This is a genomic window from Parafrankia sp. Ea1.12 (genome assembly GCF_900465275.1).
GTDB classification, from domain to species: Bacteria; Actinomycetota; Actinomycetes; order Frankiales; family Frankiaceae; genus Parafrankia; species Parafrankia soli.
The window spans coordinates 65,322-77,994 of the sequence record NZ_UBIZ01000295.1 but is presented as its reverse complement, the minus strand read 5'-3'; the positions used below and the strand labels follow the sequence as shown (position 1 = coordinate 77,994).

Below are 12,673 nucleotides of genomic sequence, written 5' to 3'. Positions count from 1 at the left end.
CGCCTCAACCACTTCTCGACGCGGGCGCGGCCGTTGATTGTCAGGGCGTCGGCGCGGACGCGGGGTCGGAGGCGGGGTCGAACGCGGTGTTCCGTGCCGCCTTCTCCCAGGCATCGATGTCGGCGCGCACCGCGTCGAGATGGCTGAGCACGGCGTCGACCCCGTCGGCGCCGACCGGCAGCCGCAGCGGGACCCGGCCGGAGCCCAGCACCTCGACGACCAGCCGGGCCAGCTTCGCCGGGTCGCCCGCCTGGTCGCCGTCGCCACCCTCGACCATCGCCCGGGTGCCGCCGACGGTGTCGGCGTAGTCGCCCTGGTCGGTGCTGAACGTCCGGCGCGTCGGATCGAACAGGCCGGTGCGGAACGCCCCCGGCTCGACGATCAGCAGGTCGATGCCGAACGGGCGGACCTCGTGGGCCAGACCCTCCGACCAGCCCTCCAGGGCGAACTTCGTCGCGCTGTAGGCCGAGAACCCGGCGAACGACATCTGGCCGCCCATACTGCTCAGCTGCACGATCGCGCCCCGGCGCTGCTGGCGCATCTGCGGCAACACCGCTCGGGTGAGCGCCACCACGCCGAAGAAGTGCAGCTCGAACAGGCTACGCAGCTCGTCCTCGGTTGTTTCCTCGGCGGCGCCGACATGCGTACGGCCCGCGTTGTTGACCAGCACGTCGACGTGGCCGTGCCGGGCGACGATGTCGTCCACGACCGCCTGCGCGCGTGTCGTGGCGGTGACGTCGAACGGGACGACGTCGAGCCGGTCCGGGAACTGGGCCGCGAGCGCGTCCATCGTTTCGGGACGGCGGACCGCGGCGACAACGACGTCGCCGGCCTCGATGGCCGCGCGGGCGAAGGCAAGGCCGAAGCCGCTGTTCGCACCTGTGATGATCCATACCTTGTCCATGACCCAAGCCTGCGGCGCCGGGGCGTGGTGCGTCCAAGACCCGCTGTGATAGCCGTTGGTTATGGACATCCACGTCCGGGAGCTCCGGTACTTCGTCGCGGTCGCCGAGGAGCTGCACTTCACCCGCGCCGCCGAGCGGCTCTTCGTCTCGCAGCCGGCGCTGAGCAGGCAGGTCAGGCAGCTGGAACGACAGCTCGGCGTCACCCTGTTCGAGCGGGACCGGCGCGTCGTCCGGCTGACCGACGCCGCGGCGGTGCTCCTGCCTTACGCGCGGCGCGTCCTCGCGGCCTGGGACGACGCCGACAGTGCGGTCGCGCGGCACCGCGCCGCGCTGGCATCGAGCCTGGTGGTGGGGATGAGCACCAGCCCCGGGCGCGGGCTGCTCCCGGCCCTGCGGTCGCGGTTCCGGTCTCGGCAGCCGGCGGCGGACTTCGAGCTGCGGCAGGTCCAGTGGGACGATCCGACGGCCGGGCTCGCCGACGGCTCCTGTGACCTCGCCTTCGCCTGGCTGCCACTGTCGTCGGCGCGGGACTTCGCAACCATGGTGATTGCCCAGGAGCCGCTGCTGGTGGCGATACCCGAGGACCATCCGCTCGCTGCGCACCCGGAACTGCGCCTCGCTGACCTCGCCGACCAGCCGTTCCTCGCGCTGCCGGAGGACGCCGGCGACCTGCGGGACTTCTGGCTGCTCACCGCCCTGCTCCCGGCGCCACCACGGATCGGCGCGGTCGTGCGCAGCGCGGAAGAGACCTACGAGGCCCTGGTGGGAGGCATCGGCATCGTCCTGCTCGCCGCGGGCAACGCGCCGCTGCTCCACCGCGCCGGGGTCGTCACCCGTCCGCTCATCGACGCCCCCCGCAGCCAGCTTGCGCTGATCTGGCGCCGCGACGATCGGCGCCAGATCGTCACCGACTTCGTCGACGCCTGCCAGGACGTGATCACGGCGACGAGTGGGACGGAACGGTCCGCGCTTGCCACGGATATCGGAAAGAACGAGTGAGATGTCAGCGTTCGAGCGTGGCCAGGATCTTGCCGCGGCAGGCCGCGGCAGGCCGCGGCGGCCGGCGCCAGCCGGGACGTCGAACTGCTCGTCGGCCACACCCGCGACGAACAGCGGCTGTTCACGGTCTTCACCGGCCTGCTCGGCCAGGTGACACCCGAAGAGGCCCAGACCGCGGCTTCTCGGCGATCGCCCCGCCGCAATTCGACCTGCCCACCCTGACGATCGCGCAGGCGTGGCATCCCCGCCACGAGGCCGACGGGCCGCATCGGTGGCTTCGCGGCTGCGCGCGCGACACCATCCGGCAGGCGCTCGCGCTCGACCCCCCGTAGCAGGGCCGCCGCAGATACCGTGACGCGCACGCGGGTTCCGCCTTCGACGGCCTACTGCGAGATCCACTCTTCGTAGCGGCCCTCGGCGGTGAAGCCCAGCGACTCGTAGAGACTCCGGGCCATGCGCGTGGACTGCAAGGTCGCGGTCCGCGCGCCATCCTGTTCGGCGACGGCGAGTATGTGCCGCAGCAACGTGGTCGCCAGGCCGCGCCGTCGCCAGGCCGGCACCGTGCCGACAGCGTAGATCCCGCAGTCGGTGCCGTGTAGGAAGCTCCAGGCGCTGGCGACAGCGAAGTCATCCCGCACCAGCACCCAGGCCGTCAGGCCCGGGACGCTCTCCGGCTCGCCCAGTTCGGCAACCGGGACCGGCTCGTCACCGGCCCGGGTGGCGGCGGCGAGCGAGGCCCGCATGACGCTGTCGTGCCGGCCCAGCCCGGGCCGGAGATCCGCCCGCATGACGAGCGTCGTCGTGTCGCGTTGGAATCCGTCGAGCGTGCGCGGGTGGTCGGGCGCGTTCAGGTCCGTCGTCCGGCTGGGCATCCACAACGCCCAGGTGGCGACGCCAGCCTTCCTGTACATGCCGCGTAGCCCGGAGATGACGGAAGCCGTGGGAAGGTCGGCGTCGCCGGTTGACACGATCGCGTTGTTCAGCGGCGCCCACGCGGGGAACATGGCGGCGGCTACTTCTGACGACCGGATCAGTCGAGCTCCGGACGACGTCCGTGCCAGCGCTTCCCAGCTCGCGAGCAGGGTCTCCTGACCCGGTAGCCCTACGTCTGTGTTCGGCACGTGCCCGTTCTCCCTCGGATTCCATGCGTGGCAGGTCCTTGCGCGGACGTCGAGGCCGCACCCGCCGCCGGTGTCGACTATGCCTGCGCCGCACCCGCCGCCGGTGTCGACTATGCCTGCGCCGCACCCGTCCGGCGCGGTTCGGCGGGTCTGTTCCGCGGACCGTAACGATTGGCGGCGCCCCATGGTCTGGGCGCCGCCTGAACCACCTTGCCTCCCGGCGGTCCTGGGTCCTGTCGCGACGGCCGCTGCCGACGTCGGCCCCTGCGCTCCAAGGCCAGCGCAGTGTTAGAAACCAGCGGGCCACCGCGGCCGTGCCGAGCAGTCCGGATCCCTCATGGACGAAGCCGCTGTAGTCGCGGTCGACGCCCACGTTCACGATGGGGACCTGAATTCCTCGTGCGGCGAAACGGTCGCGACAGTGCGTGGAATTGGCGTTGGCGGCCTGTTCGTCGCCGGGGCTGAGATACAGCCGTGTGGGAGCGGTCGGAGTCCAGTCGGAACAGACGCTGTCGAGTTCCGCCAGCGCGGTCGCGAACGCGCCGGTGGGATGGGCCAGCATGGCGAAGCCCTGCGGTGTCAGCAGCTCGGACAAGGTGTCGGGCAGGTCGTTGAGAACCTCAATTCCTGGGTGCGTGCCGTCGAACAGTTCGGAGACGTCGACGTAGCGGGGTTGGAAGATCTCGTTCGGCGCATCATAGATGTGGTGAAGCCGGTTGAACGCGACAAGCAGGTACGTCATGTAGGCAACGGTGAACTTCGGGTGCAGCTCCCCGTTGAGCGCGGCGGGGATCTCCGCATTCTGGAAGGCGTAGGCGCCGCTGATCGGCGCGAGGCCGCCCAGCTGGAACCATGGGTCCGCACCGCCCTGCAGGGCCCGGCCCAGTCCCAGCGCAGCGGACGCGCCCTGCGAGAAGCCGGTGGCCAGCACGTCACGTCGGAGCTGCTTGCCCCTGTCGGCCAGGAAGGCACGGGCGGCCCGCAGCAGGTCGAGGGAGGCCGTGGTCTCTGACGGGACATCCATCCACGGGTGCGGTCCCGGCCCTTCGCCGAGACCGAGGTAGTCGGGGGCCACCGCGGCGAAACCGGCGGACGCGAAGGTCACAGGTGGGGCGGTGAGAAATCCGTCGGACGACGTGGAGGGCGCGTCGTCCCTGAACATCTGCGTGCCGTGCGCGAAGGAAACCGGCTGTAGCCATTTCCGGTCATTCAGGGGGACGGCCAGCAGGCCACTCGCCGTGGTCGGCGCCCCGCCGGGGTCGACCGTCCGGTACACCAGTTGATAGGTGCTGACCCCGTACCGGTCGGTTCCCGCATCGAAACTCTCCTCGCGAAGAAAGGCATCGACGTCGGCCCGATCAGTCAGCGTGGCGAGGGGCGCCCACGACACCAGCTCGCCACGCCACCCGGCGCCGCGTCCGGATTCGTCACCGTGGTCTGGTGTACTGATGTAATCGTGCCGGTCGGCGGCGAGTGCCGGGGCCACGGAGGTCCCAGCAACCATGAGTGCGGCGGTCATTATTCCGGACACGGCCAAGAAGCCAGCCCTCGGACGGTTCGACCACCGGAACTGCGCATGTCGACTGTTGTTAGACGTTGCGGTGCATGAAGTTAGGCGTCGTCGACGCTTTGTGACCGCCGGTCTCCTGGTGTCTTAGTGGTGGGGTTTAAGGAGCCTTCTCGGTGGGGTTTCCCCCACTGCAGCACGGGCAGTGCGGGTATCAGCCACCGGGCTGACGCGGGCGGCCCTCGTGCTGCCTCTGCCGGACTCTGGAGCGGTCCCGCCGCGATAGCCGAGGTGAACGGGGTCGGAGTCAGGGCCCGGACCTGTGAAGGTGGGCGTGTGAAAACCATCGGGATTCTGCTGTTCGACGGCTTTGAGGAACTCGACGCGGTCGGGCCGTGGGAAGTGCTCTCGTTCTGGGCCCGCCGGTTTCCTGACGACGGCTGGCGGGTCACCGCGCTCTCCCGAGACGGCACGCCGGTCAGGGCCGCCAAGGGACTCGTCGTCCACCCCGAGTACTCGTACGAGACGTCTCCGCCGCTCGACGTGCTGATCTATCCCGGTGGGCAGGGCACCCGCGCCCACCTGGACGACGAGGGGCAGCTCGACTGGGTGCGCCGGCAACGTGCGCAGGTGCCGCTCATGGCCAGCGTGTGTACCGGCTCGCTGGTGTACGCGCGAGCCGGGTTGCTGGCGGGGCGACCGGCGACGACCCACTGGGGATCGCTCGATCTGCTGCGCGAGCTCGACCCGACGCTCACGGCCCGTCCCGACGACCGTTTCGTCGACGACGGCGACATGGTCACTTCGGCAGGTGTCAGCGCGGGCATCGACATGGCACTGCACCTCGTGGCGCGTCTCCAGGACGTCGAGCGCGCACGACAGGTTCGGCGCGGCATCCAGTACGACCCGCGACCGCCGATCTGATCCGGCCCGTCGTGCTGTCGGGCTGGACGTTCACGATGCTGGGGCAGGCAGGGAACGAGAGTCGGTGGATACGCACGCACCGAAGCGGACGAGCTGCTGACCGACGACCCGTTGGCCACCCCGGGCATGCCGGTGCCGCTGTGCGCATATCCGCAGGATTCACCCTGATACCGATCTTGACGTCGGGATGTAAGCGGTTAGCCACTCAGCGCGATGAACCGCTTGAGCTTGCCTGTCGAGGCGTGCCGGGGGATCTGCTCGACGACGCTTACGCTGATGTCGGGATTCGTAAGTCCATACGGCCGCAGCGAGAAGGCCAGCGCCGCGGCTACCACGGCGGCGTCGGGTGACCCGACCACGAGCACGTCCGCCCCGCCCGCGGTCTGACGCACCTGATACTCCGAGATCAGCGGGTCGGTACCCAGCACGTACCGGAATGCGCTCGCCGGGACCATTCGCCGCCCGTAGCGGAAGTCGTCGTCACGCCGACCGACGATGTCGGCGACGCGCGGCATCGAACTGCCACATGCGCAGCGGCCGGGCAGCAGCGTGATCTCGTCACCGAGGTCATAGCGAACAAACGGAAACGTGCGCCCCGCGAGCCCGGTCGCGAGCGTGCGTGCCGCCGGCTCATCGGGAGCGACCGAGCGCCCGGCCGCATCGACCCGCTCGAGGATCACCTCGTCCTCGCAGATGTGAAGGCCGTCGCCGTGGCCGCAGCCGACTGCCTGGACGCCGATCTCGGTCGAGCCCCACAGGTTGTGGACGGGGGCGCCCCAGGCGGTGTCGATCGCGTGGCGGTCCTGTGCGCTGAGCGGCTCGGAGTTGGTGCTCACCCGAACCGGCCGGATATCGAGCTCTCCCATGATCGCGGCCCGGGCGAGGCGGCCGATCACCGAGGCGTAGCCCACGAGATGGGTCGGCCGCGCGTCCGCCAGGGCGCGCAGCACCTGATCGAACGGCGCCGCCGCCGGGATCACGACGGTCTGCGTCGACGGCCCGGTCGCGACGTCGAACAACGGCGTGCTGGCGTGTGGCGGCTCGCCGGCCTCCACCACGGCCAGTCGCACCGGGCGGCCGGCCGAGCCGGAAGCGCGCTCGCCACGCGCCTGCCATCGCCAGGCGAGACAGGCGAGCGTGACGAACTGCTCCCAGTCCCATACGTAAACGCCGCGCACACCGCTTGAGCCGCCCGAGCTGAATACCTGGAGTCCCGCGGGTGTGTAGGAGAACCAGCCCTGCCGGGCCAGCACCCGCTCGGCGCCCGCACGGTCGATATCGGGCGTGGTGACGATCCTGTCCCATTCATTCTGAATATCCTGCTTGACCATGGCTGGCAGCCGTGCGAGGTCGTCGACCGTCGCCGTGGCCGGGTCGATGTCGGCCATCCGGGCCGCGTGGAACGGCGAGCGTTCGCGCGCGAACCCCAGCAACGACCGGAGTCGTTCGGTGCGGTAACGCTCGATTCGCTGGCGCGGCCACGCCAGCCGCGCCACATGGTCCTCGATCGCGGCCTGCACAGCGCTCAGGTGCGCTGCGCGCAGACGCTGGTAGGCCGCCTTGGGGTCCTCCCGGGGCACGCACACAGTGTCGGCCACGGCCCAGCGGTCACGCCAGCCGCGCGGCGGCGGCAGTGAGCCGACGGCCGACACCGTCAGGGCAATGGTGACGGATCGCCCAGCCCGCCAGCCACAGCCCCAGCCCCAGCACACGGCCCAGGCCCAGGCCTTCGTCCAGGCCGGCGCTACCCGTCTCGGTCTGTCCGCCGCGGCGGACGTCCTCGCCGAGATGCCGCCAGCGCCGTGATGCCCTGACCGCGAACACGAGCGCGCCGCCGGCTTGCTGGACCTGCCAGCCAACCGGCGGCGTACTGCCGTGACGCGACCGCGATCGGCGACCCGGTACCCGCTTCCGAGTCAGTGGCGACTCTGGGATCCGGATCGGAGTACCTGTCGGGAATCGCGCTAGGCCTGCCGTTTAACCTGCTTGCTTCCCGACCACCGCATCCGTTGGGTCTGTTCTGATTTTTCCGATGGTGGGATGAGGCGGGCGGTGGCGGTTGGTTGAGCCGCGGGGCCTGCCGGGTCCTGGTCGGCTGGGTTTCGGTGCGCGGGCCGGTAGTGGGGTGTTCGGGCGGAGGTGGCGAAACCCGTGCCGGACACGGGCGGGCGTGAGCCGGCCGGCTGGCGCGGGTTTCTCCCAGGGGCGACGGAGATCGTCGGTGAGGTGGCGGGCGAGCCGGAGCTGGGTGTGAGCGGCGAGGATCAGCCAGGTCCAGCGGTCCGCTGCCGCCGGATCGCGGACCTTCGGGACGGTCCAGCCGAGGGTCTGTTTGAACAGGCGGAAGGTGTGTTCGACGAGCAAGCCGCAGTGCTGTCATAGCTGCGACTGTTCGGCATCGCCGTCGGTTCCTTCCTTGTCGATGTTGTCGATGCTGGCTGCTTGATTGGTCAGCCAGGGGCGCCGGTTGTGCTGGCCGCGGGGCACTTGGTGCAGGGAGAGCAGGCGTTCGACCTCTGTGGCGTCGGCACGCACGACCATCAGCCGGGCTCGGGGGTGGAGGTATCCGGTGGCCCAGCCGCGGCGGACCCAGGCGTCGAGGGTGATCGCGGGCATGCCCAGCTGCTCGGCCAGGTCCCGCAGCCACCATTCATGTTCGCCCAGGTCCGGGCGGGCGCGGCGGGCTCGGGCGCGGGTGCGCTGGATACCCAGTGCCCGCAGCAGATCGTTGACCGCGTTGGGGGTGAAGGCCGCGCTGCGTTTGGGCGGGCGAAAGCCCTCGGCGTTGAGGCGTTCGGCGATCTGCCTGGTCGTGTGCCCGGCCTCGACCAGCTCGCGGGCCCTGGCGGCGAGCTGGGGGTAGTAGCTGAGTTGGGTCAGACAGGCGACCGGGCGGACGGTGCGCGTGTGGGTGCGATGCCCGCCCGCCCAGACGATCTCTACCTCCACCTGCTCGGTGGTGCCGACCACCGTGACGCGGACCTGTTCGATCAGATGCCGGATCAGCTGCTTGCGGTCGGCGTCGGTGGTGCTGGGTGCATGCCAGATGCCGGGGATGTCGGCGGCCAGAGAGCGGATCTGGTCGCGTTCGGTGGCGGTCAGGGTGCGCGGGCGGGCGGCGGTGAATCGGTCGTATTCCTCGCCCAGCCGCTTACGTTCGGCCAGGGCGGCTTCCCAGTCGGCCTCCAGCTGGCGCACTACCAGCCGGTTCTCCGGCTCGGCGAGCCGGTAGCAGCGCCGGGCCCGGTCCGCGGCGAACTCGGCGCGTTCCAGGCGCTGACGCCAGATCCGGTCCACCTGCGCGCGCTGGGCGGCGACCTGGTCGGCCGCGGCCAGGGAAACCTCGAGTGCGGCCGGGGCCATCGCCGCCAGCAGCAGCGCGCAGACACAGGCGTCCACGCACGGCCCGGCGAGCTGCTGGCACGCCTCGGCCGCGTAGTCGACCTTGTCCCGATTGCAGACGTAGGTCGGGTGCAGCCTGCCGCCCGGCCCGCGCTGATAACGCACTGTCATCTTTTTGCCGCATCGGCCGCAGACCATCAGCCCGGCCAGCAGGGCCGGGCTGTTGCGCACCGCACCGAGGCTGTCGGCACGGGCCCGGTTGGCGTCCATCCGCTCAAGGTTTCGCTCGTACTGCTCGACACTGATGTAGGACGGCCAGACCCCGGGCAGGAACACGAGCCATTCCCCGCGGTTGCAGCGCACCCGCCCGGTGAACGGCCGGTCCGCGCGCCGCCGCCTGGGGTCCAGTGTGCTGCGGCCATACGCGTAGATGCCAGCGTAGGCGGGGTTGTGGAGCATGTTGGTCAGCGTGACCCGGCTCGGTCGCCGCCAGGCCAGCTCCCCGCGCTCGGGGCCCTCGCGTATCCGCACCCCCAGCAGAACACCGTTGTCGACCAGGAAAGCCAGCACCGCGCCGATCGTCCCGAGCCGCTCGAACAGGTCGAAGACCAGACCGACCGTGGCGCGGACCTGCTCGTCGGGGTCCAGGGCCACCTCGCCGGACGCGCGGCGCACGAACCCGATCGGCAGTGGCACCACCAGCGCTCCGCGCCGAGCCTTGGAGATCCGTCCGTTCCACATCCGCTGCCTGATCAGGTGCAGTTCAGCCTCGCTGATCGTGCCCTTGAGGCCCAGCAGCATGCGGTCGTTGTACTCGGCCGGGTCGTAGACACCGTCCACATCCCCCAGCAGCGCGTCTGACAGAGCACACAATTCGAGCAACTGATGCCATTCACGGCCCGAGCGGGCCAGCCGGGACATCTCGATGCGATATTCCACTCAGTCAGCCGGAACCCACGCTGGAGCTGACCCGGGGAATCAGCGGAGAGTTGCTGTTCGTCATCGGAGAAAAAGATTTTCTGATCGACTCGGATCAGGTCGAAAAGATTTCCTCGGCACTGCGCACCGCCGGGGTCCGGCACGAGGTCGTGGTCTATCCGGAGGTTCAGCACGCCTTCTTCTGGCCCGACACCCCGGCCTTCGACCAGGCGGCCCGGGACGATGCCATGAAAAGAGTCCTCGCGCTGCTCTCCCGGTAGCCGGGAGCCGCGCGAACCCTGAGTCCACTTGTCGGAAAGAGCGAGTGGGACGTCAGTGTTCGGGCATGGCCAGGCCCATCACCGCCCACTGACCCTCGCCGAGCCTGAGGCGGCCGGACCGGGGGCGGTGAGCTCGGCGTCAGGGCGTGGCCGTCTCCGCCGGCCACGCGGCCCGCGCCACGTCGACGACGGCGAGCAGGTCCGTCGCGTCGGCGCCGTCGCGTGCCTGTTGCGACATGCCCTGTAGCACGGCGCCCACGTACCGGGCGAGCGCGTCGGCGCGGGTCGCGACGGGCAGCACCCCGGCGGCGATGTCGGCCGCGATCTGCTCGCGCAATGCCGCGGTGTTTGCCTCCCGACGCTCCCGCAGCAGCGCCTCGACGTCGGCCGACGCGGTGCCGCAGTTCACCGCGGCGCTCAGGATGAGACATCCGCGCGGGCGATCGGGCCGGGTGTACTCGATCGCCGCGGCCCGCAGCGCGCGGTGGACCCCGCGGCCCACCGTCTCCTCCGCCGCCAGCGCCCGGTCGAAGAAGGCGCCGTAGGAGCCGGTGTACGTGTCGACCACCTCGCGGAACAGGGCGCGTTTGTCCCCGAAGGCCGCGTACAGGCTCGGCGCGGCGATGCCCATCCGCGCGGTGAGCTCCGCCATGGAGACGGCGTCGAACCCGCGCTGCCAGAACTCGAACATCGCCAGCTCGAGCGCCCGCGCCCGGTCGAACGTGCGGCGTCTGCCTGGGCGGGGGGAGTCTGCCGTCGCCATTGACGCATTCTATAGCGATCGCTAAAGTTCACCCCGAGATCTGTAATGATCGTTAAAGATCTAACCTGCGACGGAAGAGGGGAACGCGATGGCACGTCTCGACGGCAGGACCGCGCTGGTCACGGGGGCCAGCCGGGGTATCGGACGGACGATCGCGCAACGCCTGGCGGCCGACGGTGCCCTGGTCGCCGTGCACTACGGCAGGGACGAGGCCGCGGCGAAGGAGACGGTCCTGCGCATCGTCGGGGCGGGCGGCCGGGCCTTCACCGTCAGGGCCGACCTCGAGGCGCCCGACGCCGCGTGCGCCCTCTGGGCGGCTTTCGACGCCGGGCTGGCCGAGATCCACGTGGAGCCCGGGGTGGACATACTGGTCAACAACGCCGGTATCTCGTCCTCCAGCGACCTCGTCGGCACCGACGTGGCGGAGTTCGACCGTGTCTTCGCGGTCAACGTCCGGGCGCCCTTCTTCGTCATCCAGGAAGCGCTGCCGCGGCTGCGTACCGGCGGGCGGATCATCAACATCTCCTCGGGAGTCACCCGGATCGCCGCCCCGGAGATGCTGACGTACGCGATGAGCAAGGGCGCACTGAACACGCTGAGCCACAGTCTGGCGAAGGGACTCGGCGCGCGTGGGATCACGGTCAACGCGGTTTCGCCCGGCATCGTCGACGTGGACAGCAATGCGATGTGGCTGCGGAACGATCCCGAGCAGGTCGCGCTGTGGAGCTCGTTCTCCGCCCTCGACCGGATCGGGCAGCCCGCCGACATCGCCGACGTGGTGGCGTTCATCGCTTCCGACGATGCCCGCTGGATCACCGGCCAGGTCATCGACGCCACCGGCGGGGCGAAGCTCTGACGCCCACGCCACCCCCGCTTCGGACGGACGCTCGGGCGCGGGAGCTGGGAACGCGGGATGTCAGGCGTGGGCGCGCAGCGCCCGGGCGTACCACTCCCAGGTGTCGACGATGTCCTCGGGCGCCTGGCTGGGAGCCCAGCCGTTGATGATGCCGACGAGGGTCCAGTAACGGCCGACCCGGCGGTCGGTGAAGGCCTCTATGCGCTCGGCCCTGCGCGCGCGGTCCTCCGCGGGGCCCGGGCTGAGGGCGTCGAGGCGCTCGATCACAGCCAGGGCGTCAGCGGAAGCGGGGTCGACCCCGGCCCGGGCGGCGGGTCCGGCGAGTTCGCCGACAGCCTTGCCGACCTCGAACTGCGCCACATCCGGCTCCGGCCCTTCGGCGCGGGCGCGCTCGGCCATCCGGCGGCTGGTGGCGACGAAGTCGGGGTCGCGCAGCAGCTCGGCGATCTCCACCCAGGCCGCGACCTGTTCCGGGGTCGGGTCCTCGGGGAGCTCGGGCGCGCCCATGGCCAGCCTGTCGGCGACAGTGCTGGGGTTGTCGCCGAAGACGGCGTCGAGATAGTCGTCGACGATCCGGCGGCGTTGCTCGGCTGTCAGCTTCGTCAGGTCGGTCATCCGTCGCAGCTCCTCGGGGTCGGTGGATCCGATGAAGGCGCGCAGCACCGCGCGCTGCAGCCGCAGCACGCGGATCTGGGCGTCGAGGGCGCGTACGTGCTCGGCGGCCACCTCATCCAGCGATGTCTCGGCGCTGAGCACCCGCTTGATGTCGTCCAGGCCGACGCCGAGCTCGCGCAGGGTGCGGATGAGTCGCGCCCGGGCCACGGCGTCGGGCCCGAACAGCCGGTAGCCCGACGCCGTGCGTTCCCGCGCGGGCAACACCCCGGCATCGGCGTAGAACCGCAACGTCCGTACCGGCAGTCCGGTGCTCGCCGCGAGCTGGCCGATCATCATGGAGCCGATCCTCGGGTCTCCACCTACTGGAGAGTCAACCGCCTCCACCCGGCCGCGGCCCCCGGGCGACGGCGAGCGTCCACGCGCGGTCGCCGGACTCCGCATC

At 70.5% G+C, this 12,673-nt stretch carries 12 protein-coding genes and 1 pseudogene; 4 read left to right on the top strand and 9 right to left on the bottom strand.

What is annotated here, in order from left to right; all coding sequences use genetic code 11:
* Nucleotides 1-40: 40 nt before the first annotated feature.
* Nucleotides 41-904, bottom strand: coding sequence for an SDR family NAD(P)-dependent oxidoreductase (locus FMEAI12_RS14875; RefSeq protein ID WP_112106473.1), 864 nt, complete (start codon nt 902-904; stop codon nt 41-43).
* A gap of 61 nt (nt 905-965) precedes the next feature.
* Here FMEAI12_RS14875 and FMEAI12_RS14870 point away from each other — a divergent pair, with 61 nt between their 5' ends.
* Nucleotides 966-1,904 carry a LysR family transcriptional regulator gene (locus tag FMEAI12_RS14870; protein WP_112106472.1) on the top strand — a complete coding sequence of 313 codons (939 nt, stop codon included), beginning with the start codon at nt 966-968 and terminating at the stop codon, nt 1,902-1,904.
* 383 nt (nt 1,905-2,287) lie between these two features.
* On the opposite strand, the gene FMEAI12_RS38180 is transcribed toward FMEAI12_RS14870, so the two are convergent.
* Both FMEAI12_RS38180 and FMEAI12_RS38175 read right to left on the bottom strand, forming a co-directional pair.
* Nucleotides 2,288-2,647, bottom strand: coding sequence for a GNAT family N-acetyltransferase (locus FMEAI12_RS38180; protein WP_235014012.1), 360 nt, complete (start codon nt 2,645-2,647; stop codon nt 2,288-2,290).
* Nucleotides 2,610-4,511, bottom strand: a complete 1,902-nt coding sequence (locus tag FMEAI12_RS38175) for a hypothetical protein (RefSeq protein WP_235014011.1) — start codon at nt 4,509-4,511, stop codon at nt 2,610-2,612. Before FMEAI12_RS38175 ends, FMEAI12_RS38180 begins: the two co-directional genes overlap by 38 nt.
* 357 nt (nt 4,512-4,868) lie before the next feature.
* Between FMEAI12_RS38175 and FMEAI12_RS14850 the strand changes: the two genes are divergently transcribed.
* Nucleotides 4,869-5,456 (top strand): DJ-1/PfpI family protein, encoded by a 588-nt coding sequence (locus tag FMEAI12_RS14850; protein ID WP_112106469.1) that lies wholly within the window; start codon nt 4,869-4,871, stop codon nt 5,454-5,456.
* 197 nt (nt 5,457-5,653) lie between these two features.
* On the opposite strand, the gene FMEAI12_RS14845 is transcribed toward FMEAI12_RS14850, so the two are convergent.
* From FMEAI12_RS14845 to FMEAI12_RS14830, 4 genes and pseudogenes are all read right to left on the bottom strand, one after another.
* Nucleotides 5,654-7,054, bottom strand: coding sequence for a phenylacetate--CoA ligase family protein (locus FMEAI12_RS14845; RefSeq protein ID WP_200835291.1), 1,401 nt, complete (start codon nt 7,052-7,054; stop codon nt 5,654-5,656).
* Between the two features lie 10 nt (nt 7,055-7,064).
* Complete coding sequence (locus FMEAI12_RS36630) at nt 7,065-7,280, bottom strand: hypothetical protein (RefSeq protein WP_160144279.1); 216 nt, start codon at nt 7,278-7,280, stop codon at nt 7,065-7,067.
* A 153-nt stretch (nt 7,281-7,433) separates the two neighbouring features.
* Nucleotides 7,434-7,814, bottom strand: a pseudogene (locus FMEAI12_RS39480) (transposase); the annotation flags it as partial.
* 18 nt (nt 7,815-7,832) lie between these two features.
* The gene (locus FMEAI12_RS14830) at nt 7,833-9,737 is read right to left on the bottom strand and encodes a recombinase family protein (protein WP_235014010.1); all 1,905 of its coding nucleotides are present in this window, start codon (nt 9,735-9,737) and stop codon (nt 7,833-7,835) included.
* Between FMEAI12_RS14830 and FMEAI12_RS14825 the strand changes: the two genes are divergently transcribed.
* Entirely contained in the window at nt 9,656-9,997 is a 342-nt protein-coding gene (locus FMEAI12_RS14825) for a dienelactone hydrolase family protein (protein ID WP_306769296.1), read from the top strand. The two genes, FMEAI12_RS14830 and FMEAI12_RS14825, sit on opposite strands and share 82 nt — an antisense overlap.
* Nucleotides 9,998-10,136: 139 nt before the next feature.
* Here the strand turns inward: FMEAI12_RS14825 and FMEAI12_RS14820 are convergent, their stop codons facing one another.
* Nucleotides 10,137-10,760 (bottom strand): TetR/AcrR family transcriptional regulator, encoded by a 624-nt coding sequence (locus FMEAI12_RS14820; protein WP_112106468.1) that lies wholly within the window; start codon nt 10,758-10,760, stop codon nt 10,137-10,139.
* Nucleotides 10,761-10,848: 88 nt separating this feature from the next.
* On the opposite strand from FMEAI12_RS14820, the gene FMEAI12_RS14815 reads away from it, so the two are divergent.
* Nucleotides 10,849-11,616, top strand: coding sequence for an SDR family oxidoreductase (locus tag FMEAI12_RS14815; RefSeq protein WP_112106467.1), 768 nt, complete (start codon nt 10,849-10,851; stop codon nt 11,614-11,616).
* A gap of 60 nt (nt 11,617-11,676) precedes the next feature.
* Here the strand turns inward: FMEAI12_RS14815 and FMEAI12_RS14810 are convergent, their stop codons facing one another.
* On the bottom strand, nt 11,677-12,567 hold the full coding sequence (locus tag FMEAI12_RS14810; RefSeq protein WP_071059737.1) for a MerR family transcriptional regulator: 891 nt from the start codon (nt 12,565-12,567) through the stop codon (nt 11,677-11,679).
* Nucleotides 12,568-12,673: the final 106 nt, after the last annotated feature.

Bases quoted from the DNA above. Each gene is read 5' to 3' on its own strand.
- FMEAI12_RS14810 (WP_071059737.1), bottom strand. From the start codon at position 12,567: ATGATGATCGGCCAGCTCGCGGCGAGCACCGGACTGCCGGTACGGACG.
- FMEAI12_RS14815 (WP_112106467.1), top strand. From the start codon at position 10,849: ATGGCACGTCTCGACGGCAGGACCGCGCTGGTCACGGGGGCCAGCCGG.
- FMEAI12_RS14870 (WP_112106472.1), top strand. From the start codon at position 966: ATGGACATCCACGTCCGGGAGCTCCGGTACTTCGTCGCGGTCGCCGAG.
- FMEAI12_RS14875 (WP_112106473.1), bottom strand. From the start codon at position 904: ATGGACAAGGTATGGATCATCACAGGTGCGAACAGCGGCTTCGGCCTT.
- FMEAI12_RS38180 (WP_235014012.1), bottom strand. From the start codon at position 2,647: ATGCGGGCCTCGCTCGCCGCCGCCACCCGGGCCGGTGACGAGCCGGTC.
- FMEAI12_RS14820 (WP_112106468.1), bottom strand. From the start codon at position 10,760: ATGGCGACGGCAGACTCCCCCCGCCCAGGCAGACGCCGCACGTTCGAC.